Raw genomic sequence first — 17,761 nt, 5'->3', positions numbered from 1 at the left:
TGATGACATTCGAGGTTGTGAGTCCACGCAAGAGTGAGTTGGAGCCGGCGCGGGAGCTGTCGCCGGAGCAGGCCCGCCGCGGCGGCGATGGTGGCCGAGGCCAAGGCCCGCGGGCTGGCGCTGACCGGCCCGGACGGCCTGCTGAAACTGTTCACCAAAAACGTGCTGGAAACTGCGCTCAACGAGGAAATGGCCGAGCACCTCGGGCACGAGAAGAATTAGGCCGACCCGGAACGCGGGTCAACGAATGTCCGGAACGGCACCCGGCCGAAAACGGTGGTTTCTGATGCCGCGGGCGAGGTCGGCATCACCGTGCCACGGGATCGGGAGAGCACGTTCGAGCCGCAGATCGTGAAGAAGCGACAACGGCGGCTCATCGAAATGGATGAGATCGTGCTGTCGTTGTATGCGAAGGGAATAACGACTGGGGATATCTCGGCGCATTTCGCCGAGATCTACGGGTCCTCGGTCAGCAAGGAAACGATCTCGCGGATCACTGACAAGGTCGTCGCCGAGATGAACGACTGGGCCAACCGCCCGCTCGACCCGGTGTACGTAGCTGTGTTCATCGACGCGATCCACGTCAAGGTCCGCGACGGGCAGGTCGCCAACCGGGCCCGTCTACGCTGCTATCGGGGTCACCGTGGACGGTCACAAGGACGTCCTGGGGCTGTGGATGGGCACCGGCGGCGAGGGCGCGAAGTTCTGGATGAGCGTGCTGATCGACCTGAAGAACCGGGGCGTACGGGACGTGTTCTTCCTCATCTGCGACGGACTGAAAGGCCTGCCCGACGTCGTGGCGGATGTGTGGCCGCAAACTATTGTTCAGACCTGCATTGTGCACTTGATTCGCAACACCTTCCGACTTGTGTCCCGCCGGGATTGGGACGCGGTGAAACGCGATATCAAACTCATTTACACTGCATCCAGTCCGGACGCCGCGGTGGCCGCCCTCGACGAATTCGAAGAGAAATGGGGCGCGAAGCATGGAGCGGTGATTCGTTTATGGCGCAATGCTTGGGATGAGTTCACGCCGTTCCTCGACTACGACGTCGAGATCCGGACGATGATCTGCTCCACGAACGCGATCGAGTCGCTGAACGCTCGCTATCGGCGGGCGATCCGCGCGCGAGGGCATTTCCCGACCGAACAGGCCGCGATGAAATGCCTGTACCTTGTGACCCGCAGCCTGGACCCGGCCGGGACGGGCCGCGCTCGATGGACGATGCGCTGGAAGCCAGTGATCAACGCGTTCGCTATCACGTTCGGTGACCGCTGGCCGGGAGCCGAAACCTACTGATCAACAACGCCGGAAACACCGATCATGGGATAGACCCCGGACTTGGGCGGGCTGATCGGCGTCAGAAGCCAGCGATCGGCTAGGCACGACGCCGAACTGCGCGAGCAACGGGAGCGCGCCGCTCATCGCCGCGAAATTCTCCGACAGGCAGTCGATGCACTGCTGGTGTCCGCGCAGGAAGTCGACCAGGTCGTCAATCATCGCCCCGATCGCGATCCCCCGACCATCCATCTCCTGTGGCTGAACTACCATCGCCTCGCGATCATCGCCTCCTCGCAGCTCAGGAAGCCGGCGAAAGAGTTCGCGGACGCGCTGAACGAGGCGTTTTGGCACGGCACACCGGACGGTGAAGAGGTGTGGGAATACCTGCACGTCTTCCGCGAGCGTTTCGATACTGCCGCGCACCGTGAGCTGGACGAGGAAGTCTCTCCTTCCACCCCTGCCAGAGATCAAGAGGCGTAGCTGAACGAGTTCCCGAACACCCGCACCACGAGGTTCGCCGTGCCAGCGAACCGCGAGCGGATGTTCGGGATTGGATCGTTTTCCGAACACATGTCTACGGTCGGCTCGGGCGCCGATGGGCTAATGATCCTCGGTTCCGCTGGCTTCGTATCGCGTCACGAGCTGGTTTACGTTGCGGCCACGGGCCGGGACGGCATCGGCGAGTCCGGCGACGAAGTCAGCTACCTCGTTTCGCGACCGGAGACCCAGTTTTCGGTAGAGGAAGGCGATGTTCTCCTCGACGATGCGCATTGGCAGGAGCGCGCGCTGCGAGATCTGCCGGTTCGTCATGCCCTGCGCGAGCATTACGAGTACCTCTCCTTCTCGCTTGCTCAGCCCCAAAGTGGCCAGAGCTCCCATCGTGGCAGGTGGCAGTGGGCGTTTCTCACCGGGTCGCAAGATTACCAGCCGGTATCCATGAGAGGAGCGTTCGATGTCCGCCGCCTGTTTCCCTCTACGCAGGAGCTGCCGAAGGTGGGCAACATGCTTGATCAGCTCGTCGAACCACATCTCCGGTGGGGGACCGCTCCACACGGTGTGGACGATCGTGTTGAGTGAGACTTCGACATTGGGGTGCTGAGCCAGCACCTGCAGTAGCAAGTGCTGTTCGGTGCTGGTGATCCAGCTCAGCAGCGCAGACCGAACGAAGACCCCCGAGTGAGCCGCAGCATCGCCGCGCTTGCCGACGCAACTCGCCGACGCCGGGAGACCGCGGAAAAGGCCGTTCAAGCGGCGCTGCGCGAGGCCCGCAAGGGCCAGACACCGGTGACCGTTGCTGGCATCGCCGCCGCGGCTGGGGTGTCCACCGACTTCATCTACCGTCACCCTGACCTTCGACCCCAGGTCGAGGTCCTGCGGCGGGCGCGTTCGTCACGCATGACCGCTCATGCCGGTGATCACCCTGATGCCGAGGCGGCGGCCAGCACGCTCGTCCGCAGGCTCAGCCAGCAACTCGCCGACACCCGCCGCCGACACCGGGAGGAGGTTGCAGAGCTCCGCCGAGCACAGGAGGCAGCCCACCAGGGCGAACTACTTCTGCTCCGGCGGCGGTTGGCCGGTGAGTGACGAAACCAGGCCCGCACCCTGCTTCTTCCGCCAAGATAGACGACATGTGGTCCGCCCCGACGACAACGGCCGCGCTGCTCACCCACGTGGTGCGTGGCGCGGAAGAAGCCGGCTACAACGGTCTCATGGTGGCGCTGACCCGAAACGCGGACGCTTCGGCGCAGCTGAATGAGCTGTCCGAGGAGTGGACCAGTGTGCATGACGTGACAGGTCAGCTCATCGCAGTGCTCAGTCCGGATCCGGAGGTGCGCACCGCAAAGATCCGGTACCCAATTGTGTATGAGTGCGCCGCCATGCACGACCTGCGCCTGGTCCCGCCCGAGGATCACGACTTCGGGTTCAATCGGTGTTTCGTTGGCTCGGTGCACGGGGATCAATTGCGGGGGCGTGCGGAGGCGGTGCCTCCCCGTCCTCCACAGGAGCACCGCAACGCGTGGACCGAAGCTGCGTCGCGCTGCGCGTCGTACTTCGGCATCACGGAGGCGCAGATACCCGCCGTGCTCTTGTTGAGCTTCGCCGAGCGGACCGCGGTGCTCATCCGGCTGCGGCCGCGATCAGCGGATTCGCTGTACGACCTGTGTAAGCAGGTCGCCGCGGACCTGGGTTGGACGAAACGCGCCGCCGAGCTGAGTGCTCGGCAACGCGCGCTCCGGCAGCGCCAGCACCACTTGCACCGCGTCGTCGACCGACCCGAACTCTCGCGCGCGAAGTGGCGGTCACGGTCAGCGGACCGGCTCGGTTCACGGATGACCGACGAGCTGCGGGCGCAGTACGACGGCCTTGACCGGCACCTGTCCTCGATCGCCGAGGTCAATCCCGCGCTCGTCCAACAGTGGCGGGCACGCCTGGCCGAGCTGCGATCACACGGCACGGTCGAAGAGACCTACCGGCAGCTCTTCGCGATCCGCAGGCACGTGATCGCGCCCCAGGACCGGCAGAAATGGCGGAGGCTGGCCGCGAAGGTAGGCAAAGTGATCGCCGCGACGGACCGCGTGATCCTCGGCAGATACACGCAATTTTGGAACCTCGACGACGCTGACCCGATCACTGCCGAGCTGCGGCGCCAGGAGGCCGAGATGGGGCGCCAGGGGGCTGAGATGGACCGAACAGCCACCGAAGCGCGGCAGGAGCTGCGGCAGATCGACGACGAGCTGAACTCGGTCGCGGCAGAACTGGGAGACATCAAGCCCAAGCACGACTCCGAGCCGGGGCTGGCGGCCGCCACTGAGGCCGCCGCGCGCCACATGCTCGGCCAGATCGACACGGACACAGTCGATGGCAGCGCGGGTCTGGCCGGGTACACGGTGCGTGTGGTTCGGCCAATGGCCGAGGCTCCGGTCGAACACATCGACAATTCGCTGTCGGGCACCGTGTTCGGTCCGATGGTCCAGGCCGGGCACATTGCCGGCGGCGTGCACATCCACCAGCACGGCCTGTGGGCGCGCATGCGGCGCTGGTTCAGCTAACAGTCTGAACTCCTGACCACCGCCCACAGACGCGGAAAACGCTGTCGATCAGTCGCTGTCGCCCTGCCAGCCACTCGCGCATCGGGTCGGCCGGGCACTGAGACGCACCTGTCTACCGGTGACCCATAAGCCAGCGTCGTTCAACGCCGGTCGCGATCGCCTCCATGTCGACAACGCACAGCAGCATGGCCAACGGAAGAACGATGCGGATCTTCCTCGACGCCATCAGGCCGCCTTCGTCAGCGCTATGCCGCTCACGATCTGACCAGCGCACACAGGCGCACTATGCATTGCGACGCCGGATAAGACGTGATCGCGCTCCAGCCACGACTCGTAACCCACCAGCGTGTCGGTCGTGGCTGTCCACCAACGCCCGTTGAAGTGGTGCTGCCCTTTGTACGAGCGAAATCCGCGCACCGGCGCACAGTCCTCGAACGCCACTGACCAGGCCTCGGTCAAGGAAACGCGCTGCTCCCCGCGCTCGTCGGCGTACGCGAGCTCGAACCGCTCGGTCTGCGCCTGCGGCGCTCCGCCAGGAAGATGCTCAAGCGTCGGCACGGCGGCATTCTCTCGGGCGGCACCGGACCCGACAAGTACCGCCGGACACCGACACCACCACCGACAACTAGGGCCGGACGCCGACAAGTTGCACCGGACAGGACACCACCTAGCTCCTCTTGTTTCTCTCCGACTCGCCAGACCCTACGGATGACGCCCAGTACTGACCAGGAATTCCAGTCCTGGCCGGTGTTTCTGGTCGCGGCTCCACGAAAACCTGCGCACCGGTTCTCGACGTGCGATCGAGAGAGTGTTCAGATCCCGCGCCGGTACGACGACTTCGCCGCCAACGAACCGGCCCGCCGCAGTCCACCGCCGCGACGAGTCCGTGTCCGGCGCCAGTTGATTTCGAGCATCGACGAAGACGGACTCCGCCATCGCCAGATCGGTCCAGCTGCAGGAATGCGACCAACGTGTTCGCTCGATCAGATCCACCGCGCCATCGAAGCGCATGGCCCGCAGACACGACCGCCGACGCGCCGAACTGTGACCGCGTGCTCGCACCGGCCAGCCGAGCGCGGCAGTTGACCAGTCCGACATCAACCGGTCTGGGCGTTCTGACCTGGATCAGCTGTTTGCCAGCCACAGCACGGCGCGCAACGCGCTGTCATGCCGATGACCGCTTGGGATATCTCGGGTGCGGCGTGCTCGGATCTGTGACAGGTTGCCTCCGTGCCGAACGATCACCACGCAGCGACACCGAACAGGCCGAAGCCGGATGTTCGTATCGTGCATCTGACCGGTCCCACATTCGGCTTGCTCGCCCGCGGCGACCTCGCAGGAGCAAGTGCGACCAGCCCCGTACCTCTGACTGCCTACCTGGCCGGACCGGACCGGCATGGGCTGTGGCAGATGCGCAGCAGACAGGTCGCAGCGGACCCCGACAGCGCCGCCTGGGTCACCGGCATCATCTGGGATCAGCGAGAACTACTGGCAGTGGGCACAGCCGGCTACCACGGGCCGCCCGACGCATCGGGGATGGTGGAGATCGGCTACGCCGTCGACCCGGCACATCGGCGACGCGGTTACGCACGGGCCGCGCTGGAATTGTTGCTGGCCCGTGCCACCCGGGAGCCGCGAGTGCACACTGTGCGGGTCACGATCAGCCCCGACAATACGGCCTCCTACCGGTTGGCATCGCAGTATGGCTTCGTCGAGGTCGGCGAACAGTGGGACGACGAGGACGGGCTCGAGATCATTTACGAGATCCCTGCGGACCACCTGTAGCCAGGTCCTGAATCTCCGTCCATGCCATGGTGAGCACATTCGGCTGTCCCTCACCCGGGACAGCGACCACAGCAGCCGAGCGTCACGATGACCAACTATCACGCACAACTGGTGACTTGGGCGATCAGCCACACGAACCACCGACGCCTCTTGGTGACAACTAGCGGGGTCAACCGGTGACAACAACCGTGATCCGCCGCGCACGAATCCGCAGGATTACACCTGGAGCAGGTGACAGATACCGCGGTCCGTCACAGTCAAGACACGATCCGGGCGGCGTCGCATCTGTCACCACGCGCGCTACCGCTAAACGTGCAGGTCAGATACTGGCTATTGTCGTTCGAGCACGCACGCGTCGTGCTCGCGGGCGTCCTAAAGGGACTGAGGAGCTCCGGTGCCCGCCACGCAATCGGAAGTGGTTAGGAGTCACTCGGTAGAGCTGATCTCGAGCTGGGGCACGTAGTGCGCACGGTGCCCGTCAGAGTCCGGCGTGGGCTGCCAGCGCCAAGAGCGCGGCGGGGGTTCGGCCGGGAGCGTCGAGCATGGTGGTGATCAGGTCCCGGACCGAGGGCCGCTGAAGTTCCTGGGGCGCGCACGTGAATGCCATGTTCAGCGCGCTGCTGGCCTGGTCGAGGTTGCCGTGGTCTTTCCAGGCTCGCGCACCGTCCACGTAGGAACGCGCCCGACGTTCGGCTGTCGGCAGGCGGCCGGGAACCACGGAGGTGAAGTAGCTCAGCGCCTTCGCCGAGTCACCGAGGGCGGTGTGCACACCGATGCGATAGACCGCGACAGTCGTCTCGCTGAACTGTGCGTTACCGGTCCCGCCCGTAGTGCCGGGCAGCCGGCGCGCGGCGTGTTCGGCTTCGACTCGCTCGACCGCATCGCACTCGCCGTTGCCATCGAGCGCGCGACTTGCCGGACAGTCCCCGACCGCGTGTTGGCCTCCGCCGGAACGCTCGGTGACCTGATCGACCACCTCGCCACCGACCCGGAAGGCACGCCATGATCACCAGCACCGGTCACCCCCTCGCCGAACCGAGCGCTCACGTCGCCTCCGGCGCGCGGATCGGCGACGGCACCCGCGTGTGGCACCAGGCGCAGGTTGCCGACGACGTCGAGATCGGCTCCGACTGCACATTGGGCAAGAGCTGCTACGTCGGCTCCGGCTCGCGGGTCGGCGACAACGTCAAGATCGGCAACCACGCCGACGTGTTCGGCGCGCAGCTCGAAGACGAGGTGATGATCAGCTCGCACGTGGTGCTCACCGAAGACCGCGCGCCCCGGGCGACTCGCCCGGACGGGCAGCGCCAGGGCCTCGGCGACTGGACCTCGACCCCGGTCATCGTGCGCCGCGGCGCCACCATCGGTGCGGGGGCGCGTATTGCCCCCGGAGTCGAGATCGGGCGATACGCCCTGGTCGGGATTGGTGCTGTCGTCCTGCGCGACGTTCCCGCACACGCCCTGGTCCTGGGCAACCCGGCGCGCGCCTGCGGCTGGGTCTGCCGCTGCGCGGGAACCCTCGACAGCCGGCTGCGGTGCCCGCGGTGCGCTCGAGGCTACAAATTGGCGGCTGACCTGCTGACCGAAATCGCCAGTATCAGCGAGCCACCTGGGGGGCCGTTACCCCTTTATCGCGTATCCCGTGGTTCCCCGTAGTCGGCCGCATCTTCATGTACCGCGCGTATCGCCGCTTCGTGATGAACCCCCGCGCATCGTGTCGATGTCGGCGTGTCTCCGGGCGGCGACGCTCAGGGTGTTCGGTGCTTCGGTGGGGTCATCGCTGAATGTTGTCGGTTCGGTGGTGTATCGGGGTGCGGAGGCGTTGTCACGGGGGTGTCGTGTCCGGTCCGGACGGCCGTCGGGGCGGCGCCATCCCCGGGTCCATTCCGGGTTGGCGGTGTCGAAGCCGGGCCGGGTGGCGATGCCCCGGGCGGCAAGGGCGAGGCTTTTCCACAGATAGCTGGAGTTCGGGCGGTTATGGGCGTCGGCGGTCGCGTCGAGGTGCCGGTAGCGGCCGTGGCAGGCGAATACGAACGCTTTCCAGCCGCTTTTCTTGCCGGTCCTGCTGGTCTAGCGGTGCACGTAACCGCGGACGCGGTCGTGCTGGTGCAGCCACCACCGATCGAGGGTCGGTGCCGGCGTACTGCACGAGATGCCATCCGGCGCCGAGTTCGGGCAGGGCGGCGGTGACGACCGGCGTGGCGTCGCGGACCAGATCGGAGTCGTCGGCCGGTGGCGATGGTAGCGCCGGTGCCTGTTCCAGCGTGCGCCCGTGGCGATCGGCGATGGTGTCCAGGTGTTTCAGGCAGCGCGGGCAGTCCGGTGGCGCGATGGTGACCGGTCCGAGCGGTAAGGGCTGCGACCGTTGTGTGGTCTCGCACACTGCGCGGCCGGCGGCGTGCCGGCGAGTCCCGCGCACGATCTCGGCGGGAATCGCGTGCCGGGCCAGATCGGGGTGGTAGCTGCCCTGTTGGGTGGTGTGCGGCCGGACGTCGACGGCGACGGCAGCTCGGCGCGATTGCGGTCCCAGCGCGCCAGGATGTCGGGCTGGACCTGCTCCCACAGCTCGGCGCCACGCGCGCGCAACAGTGCCCGGATCCCGTCGGCCACCGCCCGCATGCCGGGGGTGCGCCCACATCCCGGTGGCGTGGTCGTTCGCGTCCAGGTAACGGAGTTCGACCTGACGACCGAGTTGCCAGTGCGCTTCGGCGGCGACGGCGGCCGCCAGCGCGCGGACGCTGTGCTCGCTGACGTCCGGGCCGTCGAACACGGCGTGAAACGCCTCGTCGGACAGCACCTCGAGCACAGGCTCACCCGGCCGCGGGTGCACGACGAACCACTGCCCGCGCGCGACGACGATCCCCTTCGGCCCGCGAGAGCCGGTGCGCTTAGGCACGATCTCCCGGTTCGGGAGCCTGCGAGTCCCCGCGAACCGCGCGTACTCAAGGGGAACGTCGGGCACCAGGCCCAGCTGCCGTGCCGAACCCCGGATCTCCACCTCGCGGGCCACGTCCGGCACGACGGGGTACTGCACCGCCACCACCGGGCTGCGCTCCCTCCACCACGCGCCGGTGACACCCACCCCGTCCCTCGCCGGCTGCTCGCCGAACGCGGTGTCGAGATGAGTGCCGGGAAGCTGTCGGGGCTGTGGTCGGGCCAGCCAGCGGTGCTGCGCCGGGACGAGCTGGATGTATCCTGCGCCATCCTCGACTGCGAGATCGGCGGCCCATCGTCGCCGGGCCGCATAAGGCTCCCGCCCCCGTCCAGACCTGCGCGGACTCTGCCGCGGCCGGTGGTGTCGAAGCGGCACGCCCGATCTCGCCGGTCACCAGGCGGCGGGAGTGACCATGCATCTGGCCCCGACGATCGCGGGCCTTCTCGGCGAGCTGTGCGCGGAAGATCCCGAGCTGCCGGCGATTCCCGGCGCTGACCACCCGGATCTGTGTTCGGCCGTGGCCGAAGTGTCCCGGATCTAGCGTGATGTGTATGACGGATATTGAGCGGAGCAGTGAGGCCGAGGCGTTCCTCGATTCGCGCCAGTACACGGCACCGGATGTGGTGAGCGCGTGCGAGGGGTGGACTGCGCACGAGGTCACCGCCCATCTCGCCGCAGCTGCCGCAGAGATCACCCGGCACCTGCGGCCCTTCCTCGCGGGGGACGCGGTTCCGCGCACACGCACGTTCGAAGAGCGTGAGCCCGCCTATCGCGCCATGGACGACGTCGCGCTGCAGCGGCGCCTGGAGACCGAAGAGACACAGCTGCGGGAGGTGATCGGTCATGTGCTGGCCCGCGACCCCGAGGCCGTGATCCCGTGGACCGGGCGGACGATGGCCGTCGCGAAGTTCCTGCCCCACATGCGCAACGAGTTCGCCGTGCACCGCTGGGACTTCGTGGGCGACGACGACGTCAGCTACCGGTTGCTCTCCCAGCCGGAACTGACCCAGCATGCCGTCGACGTCCTCGGGGAGATCCTGCTGCGTGCGGGGCGTCGCCGTGATCCCCGCCCGGATGAGGACTTCGACGTCCGGTTGCGCGCCGGTGATGGGCCCGCTGTGCGGGTCCGGGTTCACGATGGCAGCGCCCGGCTGGATCTCGTCTCCGATGGCGCCGAACGACCGCACGTCGAGTTCGATCCCGCGGCCCGCACGCTGTTCGTCTGGGGGCGGCGCCCCGACCGCCGCGGCCGTGCCCGTAGCCATCTGGCGCAACCGGACCTTGCTCGCCTCCAGGCCCTGCTGGCCGGGTATTGATGGAGCAGGATCGGGGGGTGAGTGCAGTCGCCCTGGCCGGTGTCGCCGCGCTTCTCGCCGACGGCACACGAGCGGCGTTCTGCGCGGCGCTGCTCGACGGCCGCGCGTGGACGGCGCGAGAGTTGGCCGACGTCGCCGGTGTCGCCCCGTCGACGACGAGCGAACACCTCACACAGCTCGTCGCGGGAGGGCTACTGGTGGAACGCCGCCAGGGGCGTCACCGCTACGTGCAGCTCGCCTCGCCCGAGATCGCGCAGCTCAGCGAAGACCTGGCGGCGCACGCGCCGCCGGGTCCGGCGCCGGTCGGGTTGCGTGCCGTATCCGTGTCGGAGGCGCTGGCCAAGGGGCGTACCTGCTACGACCACCTGGCCGGTCGGCTCGGAGTCGCGATTGCCGATGCGCTGATCGATCGCGGTCTGCTCACCGACTCCTACGGGTTCGCCCTCACCGAGAGCGGACTGGCGTGGTTCCGCGACCGGCTCGCGTTCTCGCCGCAGCTCTCCCGCCGCCCGCTCGCCCGCGGCTTGTCTGGATTGGACCGAACGACGTTCGCACCTTGCCGGCCAGGCCGGCGCGCACCTCTACGCACGCGTCGCGCAGGAGGGCTGGATCCGCGGCGGGAGGGCAGTGCGGCTGACCCCAGCCGGCCACCGCGCCCTCCACGAGCTCCGCGGCCTCGACCTGTCAGAACTCGCAGCTTGAGACGGCCAGGAGACCAGATGCAGGGCGAGCGAACGAAGCACGCCACGAGGAGCAGGCTCTAGACGCAGCGTCCGGATCTGTTCGTCGAGGCCGGCGTCAGCGTGGGCGAGTCCGGCGACAACCCGTGGCTGCCGGTCCTCCGGTATCCGGCCGAGTAGCGGCGCCAGCTTCACGAGCGGCCGGCAGTAGCGCAGGTCGGTGCTGGGGAGGGTGTCTCCGCTGCCGAACGGCAGGTGGAGAGCGGCGAGCTCGCGGCCGGCGCCGCGAGACCGGTGCGTGCCCGAAGCTCGGAGATCGACAGCCCGCTCCTTGAGGTGAACCGTAGTTCACCCTGCACGCTCGCGACGGAGAACATGGTGGGCGAGCGGGTGGAGGAACGTGGTGACCTGCTCGCCCGGTGCGCCGGCATCGCCCCGGACGACGTTCCCGACCGGCTCCCGGCGATGCTCGGCGCAACCACGGGGCGGCTCACCCAGCCCGAGGAGATCGCAGTGCTCGTGGCCCTCCTCGCCTCCGGCCGCGTGCCCAACGTGAGCGGGTCTGACCTGGTGATCGACGGCGGGACGCGGAAGGTGGTGTGAGGTCCTCGCTCACGGGCCGCTACCAGCCGAGCATCCGGACCCCGGTGCCGGACGCCGCCGGTCCTCCGCCCGCGGAGGGCCAAGCCGATCGCCTCGAGTAGCGCCGTCTTGTTACCACCAGGATCGCCGGTGATCAGGTCGTTGCGGCAGCTCTGCTCGTCGGCGCCTCGCCGGTGCCGTCGGCGCAGGAATCGGCCGGCTCGACGGCGGTTCTCTCAACCGCTCTGGCAACCGCCAGCTCAACCGGGCACTGCACAACATCGCACTGTCTCGGCTGCGCTACGACCCCGACACCCGCGCCTACGCCGACCGTCGCCGAATCCAGGGCAAGACCGACCGCGACATCAAACGCTGCCTCAAGCGCTACATCGCCCGCCAGCTCTACCGCCAGCTCGAATCAGGCCCTGCAGCGGCTTGACGAACCATAGGAGCGTCGAGGCCGCTGACGGATCCCGGTCACGGCACGACCGGCAGCAACCCCCGCTCCTGCAGGACCTCCCGCACCACCAGCATCGCGTTGATCACCCGCGGGAAGCCGGCGTAGGGCAGCGCCTGCAGCACCGCCTCGACGAGCTCGTCGGGCCCCAACCCGGATGTCAGCGCGGAACCCAGGTGCGCGCGCAGCTGCACCGCGGTGTCCCCCAGCGCGACCAGCGCACCGATCGACACCAGCTCCCGGCGCGCGGAGTCGAGACCGGGCCGGGAGTGGATGTCGCCGTAAGCGAACTCGACGGCCAGCCGGGGCAGGTCGGGGCACACCTCGGCGAGCAGGGCGTGCGCGGCGGCACGGCCTTCGTCGGCCAGCTCGGCCAGCCGCGCTGCACCACGCTGGGCGCGCTCGGTGGAGCCGGGTACGGGGTTGGGCGCGGTGGCGCCGGGCGCGGTCACGACGGGTTTCCGGCGGTGAAGGCGAGCACCCGGTTCCACGCGTCGGTGCAGGCGTCGGCCCACTCGGCGTGGCTGCGGTCGAAGAACGAGTGCGGCGCTCCCGGATAGACGTGCATCTGGGTGTCCGCGGCGAGCTCGGCGGCCAGGGCGTCGAACTCGGCCTGCGGGGTCGCGACGTCCTCGCCCGCCAGCAGCATCAGCACCGGGATCCGCGCCTGCGCGGCGATCTCACGGGCCGGTGCCGGCAGCCCGTAGAAGCCGACGACGCCGGCGAGGCCGATGTCGCTGGCCGCCAGGCGCCACGACTGGCCGCCGCCGAAGCAGAAGCCGACGGTGAACACCGGGCCGTCGTGGCGGGCCCGCAGGTGATAGGCGGCGGCCTGTACGTCGGCCGTGACGTCGTCGGGCCGCACCTGAGGCAGCAACTCCTGCCACGGGAAGTCTCCGTCGCGGTCGTCGGACGTCGCGGTGCGGCCGTAGTAGTCGATCGCGGCGGTCGCCAGCCCCGCTTCGGCGAACCGTTCGGTGAGGTCGCGGTAGAACGGGTGGGCGCCGCGCACGTCCGGGAGCAGGACGACCGAGGCGGTGCTCGCCGCGACGGGTGCGGCCTCGAAGGCGGCGAAGGTGGAGCCGTCGGCGCTGGTCAGCCGCAGGGATTCAGCGGGGCGGGCGGCCTGGCGGCGCGGTGGGGCTGGTGGGCGGGAGCCGACGTCGTGGCACATGTGGACCTCCTGGGACGACCGGAACTGGTGGTAGCCACGCTGCGGCGCCCGCGTCGCGCCCACCAGCCCCGGCCGTGACCGGTATCGGCAGGGCCACCCAGAAACCGTCGCGACGGCCCACACTGTCGGGGTGAGTGATGAGCGCGAGCTGGGCCGGTTCCTACGGTCGCGCCGGGCGCGGGCGGCACCGGAGCGGGCCGGCGCGACGGGCCGGGGACCGCGCCGGGTGAGCGGACTGCGCCGCGACGAGGTCGCGCAGCTGGCTGGGATCAGCGTCGAGTACTACGTCCGCCTCGAGCAGGGCCGTGCGCTGCGCCCCTCCGCTGGTGTCGTCGACGCGCTCGCCGTGGCGTTAGACCTCGACGACGCCGAACGCGCCCACGTGCACGATCTCGCGACGATGCGGCGCCGCCCGAGCCGGCCCTACCGCCGGGCCAGGGCCCGCCCGGAGCTGGTCGGGCTGCTGCAAGCCATGTCGCGGGTGCCCGCTCTGGTCTATGACCACCGGATGGACGTGCTGGCCTGGAACAGGCTCGCCGCGCAGCTGTTCATCGACTTCGCCGCGGCGCCGGTGCCGAGCCGCAACCTCGCCCGGTTCTGCTTCCTCGACCCCGAGAGCCGTGACCGGTTCGTCGACTGGGCCGACGTCGCGCGCGCGACGGTCGGGCAGCTGCGGCTCGCCTCCGGGCGCTACGGCGACGACGAGGGCCTCGCCCAACTCGTCGGGGAGCTGGCGATCGGGAGCGAGACGTTCCGGTCGCTGTGGGCCGGCCGCGACGTGCGCGAACGCACCCACGGTGAGAAACGTTTCCGCCACCCCCTGGTCGGGGAGCTGACGCTGCGGTTCGAGAACTTCGACCTGCCTGGCGGGACGGGGCAGCGGCTCGTCACGTTCACCGCCCCCGCAGGCGCCGCAGGCGCACCTGCCGCCGCGGCACTGGGGTTGCTGGCCATGTGGGACGGCAGCCGCGATGCGAGCCGCGGAGCGGACGCCGAGCGCCGCGGTACAGACGTCGACTCCTCCGGCGGCGGGGCAGCGGTTCCCCCGGTGTGACGGGACGCGACGGACTCCCCAGTACGACCGGGCGGCCGGAGGGGCCGCCGTACCACCGGCCACCACTCACGCCGGCGCACTTGTGCACGCGCTCGAGCCGTCCCGAGGCGGACGGGGTAACCGGTTCATCACCACCTGCCATTTTGTGCCACCTCGTCATCGTCGCACGACAGCTAAGACCCTGGCGCTCACGCTCGACGGAGACGAAAGGGGACGTTGTGCGTTTTGCCTTCGTCATCATCGAGAATGATCAATCACGCAAATCGAACCTTGCCGACCGGGCTGCGCACCGGCAGGGCATCGAGGAGTGGATGCGGCGGGCCGCGGCCGGAGGGATCCTGCTCGGAGGTTCGGAGGTGAGGCCTTCGAGACGGAGTCCACGCCAGCGGTCACCATCCGGCGCGACGCCGACCTGGCTCCCGTTGTCATCGAGGGCCCATTCACCGGGTCGGATGAGACCCTCGGTGGTTTCATCCTCATCAAAGCCGAGGGAATGCAGGAAGCGATCGAGGTAGCGAAGAGCTGGCCGGTCACCAGAGAAACACTGGAGATCAGACCCCTCTGGGAGGCCGCTGAGAACAGCGACGGATAGCCCGCTCGACTCCGCGCCCGCCCACACCCCCGATCGCTCCCGTCGTCACACACGGCAAGAAACAGGATCCGAGCCATGAGCAGGTTGATGCGGGCGGTCCTGGCCGCCGGGGTCAGCGCCGTGTGCGCCGACGGTGTTGCCGTCGTGCATCCACTACCGGCTTCGGCAGAAGCTGCGCCGATCGACGGGAGGAGGCTCGCGCCGATACATCGCATCGCCTCCGACGGAAAGTGCCTTGTCGACACGGTCACGCAGGGGGCCTTCGTCCCGCGGGGTAAGCCTGGTCCGGCTGGGGTGACAGCTACGACTCACGAAAGGCCGGCGAAACCCTCATGCCATTGCACCAAGACGGTCACAACGTTGTACGGTTCTCGGTCGACCTTGGAGTCGCTGGCGCGGCCGCGGCACATGGCATCGGACGCGTGGCCGATCCCAAGAGCCATCTGAACAGGGCCTACATGGACAACGTCGGGACTTCGTCCGCAAGGCGTACACGCAGGATGTCCATGTGATCCCGGTACTCGACGCGTTCTCACAGGACGCCTACTTCTGGGGCGTCGCAGGCAAATCGGGCGGCGACGCGCCGAACATCGCCGGCGAGAACGTTTGGGTCCAGAACACCAAGAAGCCCTACGTGCTCGGCGAGTTCGGCGTCATCAAGAGCGTCTACGGAAGTGACGTACCGCGGGCAGCGTTCGCGATGCGTGGCACGCAGATCGCCTCCTGCGCCGAAGAGGCTCGGGGTTGGATCTTCTGGACGTGGGACACAGCCGACCCGCTGGCACACCCGCAGTCGCTGTTCACCCTGTCGCAGGACCCCGGTGCGATCGACGGGCAATTCGCCTCGGTTGTTTGACCCCGACCCTGCAGATGACATGGGCGACCGCCGTCAGCCTCGATTCCGATCTATCGCTCCACAAGGACGCGCGCCGGCCCGTTCTCCAGGCCATCCACCGCGCGCACGGCGTCGCCGTCGTCCGCGGCGACCGTGGTGCGAGCGCGGGACTCGTCAGCGGGAATCATGGCCGCCCTCCTGCACACACACGGGAATCGCCGGCGGGCGCCGGCGGCGATCGAGTTCAGCGGCGGCCGGGGTGATCAGCGCGCCGGCCGCCGGGCCGGTCCAGTTGTTGGCCCGCCCCAGCGGCAGCGCCAACGACCCGAAGTCCTCCACGAACCGCCGCCCACCGTCGGTCGGTGTGACCTCGGGACCGTCTGCGGCCGGATCGCTGGACGTGGCGACCAGGCCGAGGCGCCTCGCCACAGCGAGATGGCCGCTGAAACCGAGGAGCGACCCGAAATGCTGGCGGACGTCGCCGCCGGGGCGGGCGGCACCGACGACCACCGCCACGACGTGGGTCCACACGTTCACCGGGCATCACCGCGTTCCGCCGTGGAGGGTGCGAGCGTGGCGTGGGATGCGGTGTCGGACGACCGCGCGATGAGGGCGTACAAGGCCATCACGCCACGTCCTCTCCCTCAGTGTCCAGCGGCGAGCCGGAACTCAGCCGATCACGAAGGACTTCCGCGCCAGCCGTTTCGACACGTTCGGCGAGAGACTCGGTGAGGGCCACGAACCGCAGGAACTCGGTACGGGTCCCAGCATCCGAGGTGTTGTCGGCGCGGCCCTGCAGGTAGTTCTGCCAGTGCCGGAGAGCACTGGAAAGAACGACCCAGGTGTCGGTGTCCTCGGTGTCGAAGTCGAGGGTGACGCTGCGCGGGGTGGCCATCGCGGCGAGCGCGGTGGCCAGCAGACCTTGAGCCTGCGTGAGGGTGGCCTTGACGTCGACCGCGTGCACCGGTGTCGCGCGCAGGACGAAGGTTCCCACGCCCTGCCGGGTTTCCACCATTCCCTCCTCGACCAGGATCCGGATGGCGGCCCGGATCGTATTGAGGCCGGGTACCTCGAACTCTTCCTGCAGGGCGGAAATACCGGGCAACCTGCCCTCGATCGGGTACTCGCCGGACTCGATGCGAGCACGCAGTGCGTCGGCGATCTCCTGGTATTTCGGCACACCTAACCCAAACACCAACACGACGCCATCGGGTATGCCACGCTCTACCTCAAGTTCACCGCCCGACGTGACCGCGTCGGTTCCAAGATGCGCAGTAAGAGGGTGAAACCGCGGACGTCGCTGGCCTTCTGCTCGAAAACACGGATCACGCCTGACCGGCCTGCGGCCACACCAGCTCGTCCAGTTGTGGAAGCAAAGAACTCCGGACCTGCTGAAGTCCCCACCGCAGCGGTTGTGACGAGGAAGCAGAAAGTCTGCTACGCCACCAACCGGCCCCACAGAGCACACCGGAGCAAACGGAGACATAACGGAGCCCAGTCACGATCAACGCCGAGGCGAAATTGCCGCCGAAGGACCAACATTTCTGCAGGTCAGAGGCGATGTTGATGTTGTGGGCCGGGTCGGACTCGAACCGACGGCCAAGGGATTATGAGTCCCCTGCTCTAACCAACTGAGCTACCGGCCCCAAGGGTGCCCTGACACCTCCGCGAAAGCGGCCCCAGCCCGGACAGCGGGTTTGCGAACGCACAGAAGTCCCAGTTCGTTCCAAGTTATCACAGCGCTCACCTGCCACGATCGCCCAGGCCGCGTCCGGTAAGTCTGTTCGCCGGGCTCGGCGGTGCGGGCGGCGCCGTGCGGCCTGCCGCCGGGGACACGCCGACCATCGGGATCGGCCTGGGGTAACGGTCCATCGGGCAGGGAGCGCTCATGGCGGATCCGGTCGTCATCGGCGTCGTGTGGTCACCGAGGGCGAGCGTCCGGGCGCTGCGGCGAGCCGGTCTGCGTGTCGACGCGATCTTGTCCGACGAGGACCGGCCGCCGGTGCAGGCGAGGACTTT

22 protein-coding genes, 1 tRNA gene and 1 pseudogene are annotated in these 17,761 nt (G+C 68.3%); 15 read left to right on the top strand and 9 right to left on the bottom strand.

Annotated elements, in window-relative coordinates; all coding sequences use genetic code 11:
- The first annotated feature begins 33 nt into the window (after positions 1 to 33).
- From P3102_RS10570 to P3102_RS10550, 5 genes and pseudogenes are all read left to right on the top strand, one after another.
- Positions 34 to 1,300 (top strand): annotated as a pseudogene (locus tag P3102_RS10570) (IS256 family transposase).
- A gap of 42 nt (positions 1,301 to 1,342) precedes the next feature.
- Positions 1,343 to 1,762 carry a hypothetical protein gene (locus P3102_RS10565; protein WP_276368585.1) on the top strand — a complete coding sequence of 140 codons (420 nt, stop codon included), beginning with the start codon at positions 1,343 to 1,345 and terminating at the stop codon, positions 1,760 to 1,762.
- Between the two features lie 39 nt (positions 1,763 to 1,801).
- Positions 1,802 to 2,359 carry a hypothetical protein gene (locus tag P3102_RS10560; protein ID WP_276368583.1) on the top strand — a complete coding sequence of 186 codons (558 nt, stop codon included), beginning with the start codon at positions 1,802 to 1,804 and terminating at the stop codon, positions 2,357 to 2,359.
- A 99-nt stretch (positions 2,360 to 2,458) separates the two neighbouring features.
- On the top strand, positions 2,459 to 2,866 hold the full coding sequence (locus P3102_RS10555) for a DUF6262 family protein (RefSeq protein WP_276368581.1): 408 nt from the start codon (positions 2,459 to 2,461) through the stop codon (positions 2,864 to 2,866).
- A gap of 44 nt (positions 2,867 to 2,910) precedes the next feature.
- Positions 2,911 to 4,332, top strand: a complete 1,422-nt coding sequence (locus P3102_RS10550; RefSeq protein ID WP_276368580.1) for a hypothetical protein — start codon at positions 2,911 to 2,913, stop codon at positions 4,330 to 4,332.
- A 225-nt stretch (positions 4,333 to 4,557) separates the two neighbouring features.
- On the opposite strand, the gene P3102_RS10545 is transcribed toward P3102_RS10550, so the two are convergent.
- A complete protein-coding gene (locus P3102_RS10545; RefSeq protein WP_276368578.1) occupies positions 4,558 to 4,890 on the bottom strand; it encodes a hypothetical protein in 333 nt (110 codons plus the stop codon).
- Between the two features lie 144 nt (positions 4,891 to 5,034).
- A complete protein-coding gene (locus tag P3102_RS10540) occupies positions 5,035 to 5,325 on the bottom strand; it encodes a hypothetical protein (protein WP_276368576.1) in 291 nt (96 codons plus the stop codon).
- A gap of 237 nt (positions 5,326 to 5,562) precedes the next feature.
- Here P3102_RS10540 and P3102_RS10535 point away from each other — a divergent pair, with 237 nt between their 5' ends.
- Positions 5,563 to 6,117, top strand: a complete 555-nt coding sequence (locus P3102_RS10535; RefSeq protein ID WP_276368575.1) for a GNAT family N-acetyltransferase — start codon at positions 5,563 to 5,565, stop codon at positions 6,115 to 6,117.
- A gap of 478 nt (positions 6,118 to 6,595) precedes the next feature.
- Here the strand turns inward: P3102_RS10535 and P3102_RS10530 are convergent, their stop codons facing one another.
- Positions 6,596 to 7,093 carry a hypothetical protein gene (locus tag P3102_RS10530; RefSeq protein WP_276368573.1) on the bottom strand — a complete coding sequence of 166 codons (498 nt, stop codon included), beginning with the start codon at positions 7,091 to 7,093 and terminating at the stop codon, positions 6,596 to 6,598.
- A 26-nt stretch (positions 7,094 to 7,119) separates the two neighbouring features.
- Here P3102_RS10530 and P3102_RS10525 point away from each other — a divergent pair, with 26 nt between their 5' ends.
- Entirely contained in the window at positions 7,120 to 7,773 is a 654-nt protein-coding gene (locus tag P3102_RS10525; protein WP_276368572.1) for an acyltransferase, read from the top strand.
- Between the two features lie 319 nt (positions 7,774 to 8,092).
- On the opposite strand, the gene P3102_RS10520 is transcribed toward P3102_RS10525, so the two are convergent.
- Positions 8,093 to 9,157 (bottom strand): hypothetical protein, encoded by a 1,065-nt coding sequence (locus P3102_RS10520; protein WP_276371657.1) that lies wholly within the window; start codon positions 9,155 to 9,157, stop codon positions 8,093 to 8,095.
- A gap of 301 nt (positions 9,158 to 9,458) precedes the next feature.
- Here P3102_RS10520 and P3102_RS10510 point away from each other — a divergent pair, with 301 nt between their 5' ends.
- From P3102_RS10510 to P3102_RS10490, 5 genes are all read left to right on the top strand, one after another.
- Complete coding sequence (locus P3102_RS10510; protein WP_276371655.1) at positions 9,459 to 9,593, top strand: hypothetical protein; 135 nt, start codon at positions 9,459 to 9,461, stop codon at positions 9,591 to 9,593.
- Between the two features lie 10 nt (positions 9,594 to 9,603).
- A complete protein-coding gene (locus tag P3102_RS10505; RefSeq protein ID WP_276368570.1) occupies positions 9,604 to 10,368 on the top strand; it encodes a maleylpyruvate isomerase N-terminal domain-containing protein in 765 nt (254 codons plus the stop codon).
- Between the two features lie 17 nt (positions 10,369 to 10,385).
- The gene (locus P3102_RS10500) at positions 10,386 to 11,132 is read left to right on the top strand and encodes a winged helix-turn-helix domain-containing protein (protein WP_346660173.1); all 747 of its coding nucleotides are present in this window, start codon (positions 10,386 to 10,388) and stop codon (positions 11,130 to 11,132) included.
- Between the two features lie 294 nt (positions 11,133 to 11,426).
- The gene (locus tag P3102_RS10495) at positions 11,427 to 11,651 is read left to right on the top strand and encodes a hypothetical protein (protein ID WP_276368568.1); all 225 of its coding nucleotides are present in this window, start codon (positions 11,427 to 11,429) and stop codon (positions 11,649 to 11,651) included.
- Between the two features lie 190 nt (positions 11,652 to 11,841).
- A complete protein-coding gene (locus tag P3102_RS10490; RefSeq protein WP_276371090.1) occupies positions 11,842 to 12,069 on the top strand; it encodes a transposase in 228 nt (75 codons plus the stop codon).
- A gap of 38 nt (positions 12,070 to 12,107) precedes the next feature.
- Here the strand turns inward: P3102_RS10490 and P3102_RS10485 are convergent, their stop codons facing one another.
- Positions 12,108 to 12,539: a carboxymuconolactone decarboxylase family protein gene (locus tag P3102_RS10485; RefSeq protein ID WP_276368566.1), complete on the bottom strand. Its 432-nt coding sequence runs from the start codon at positions 12,537 to 12,539 to the stop codon at positions 12,108 to 12,110.
- Positions 12,536 to 13,261, bottom strand: coding sequence for a dienelactone hydrolase family protein (locus P3102_RS10480; protein ID WP_276368564.1), 726 nt, complete (start codon positions 13,259 to 13,261; stop codon positions 12,536 to 12,538). The genes P3102_RS10485 and P3102_RS10480 overlap by 4 nt, the downstream gene beginning before the upstream one ends.
- Before the next feature lie 130 nt (positions 13,262 to 13,391).
- Here P3102_RS10480 and P3102_RS10475 point away from each other — a divergent pair, with 130 nt between their 5' ends.
- The 3 genes from P3102_RS10475 (at position 13,392) to P3102_RS10465 (ending at position 15,763) form a co-directional block, all read left to right on the top strand.
- Entirely contained in the window at positions 13,392 to 14,315 is a 924-nt protein-coding gene (locus P3102_RS10475) for a helix-turn-helix transcriptional regulator (protein WP_276368563.1), read from the top strand.
- 307 nt (positions 14,316 to 14,622) lie between these two features.
- On the top strand, positions 14,623 to 14,907 hold the full coding sequence (locus P3102_RS10470; protein WP_276368561.1) for a YciI family protein: 285 nt from the start codon (positions 14,623 to 14,625) through the stop codon (positions 14,905 to 14,907).
- A 508-nt stretch (positions 14,908 to 15,415) separates the two neighbouring features.
- Positions 15,416 to 15,763: a hypothetical protein gene (locus P3102_RS10465; protein WP_276368559.1), complete on the top strand. Its 348-nt coding sequence runs from the start codon at positions 15,416 to 15,418 to the stop codon at positions 15,761 to 15,763.
- A 153-nt stretch (positions 15,764 to 15,916) separates the two neighbouring features.
- On the opposite strand, the gene P3102_RS10460 is transcribed toward P3102_RS10465, so the two are convergent.
- From P3102_RS10460 to P3102_RS10450, 3 genes are all read right to left on the bottom strand, one after another.
- Positions 15,917 to 16,279, bottom strand: coding sequence for a hypothetical protein (locus tag P3102_RS10460; RefSeq protein WP_276368558.1), 363 nt, complete (start codon positions 16,277 to 16,279; stop codon positions 15,917 to 15,919).
- Between the two features lie 88 nt (positions 16,280 to 16,367).
- Entirely contained in the window at positions 16,368 to 16,922 is a 555-nt protein-coding gene (locus P3102_RS10455; protein WP_276368556.1) for a GntR family transcriptional regulator, read from the bottom strand.
- A gap of 392 nt (positions 16,923 to 17,314) precedes the next feature.
- Positions 17,315 to 17,388: transfer RNA gene (locus P3102_RS10450), tRNA-Ile, on the bottom strand.
- Positions 17,389 to 17,761: the final 373 nt, after the last annotated feature.

Source organism: Amycolatopsis sp. QT-25 (assembly GCF_029369745.1).
Taxonomy (GTDB): domain Bacteria; phylum Actinomycetota; class Actinomycetes; order Mycobacteriales; family Pseudonocardiaceae; genus Amycolatopsis.
Note: the sequence above shows the minus strand (reverse complement) of the source record. Positions and strands in the feature narration are given on the sequence as shown.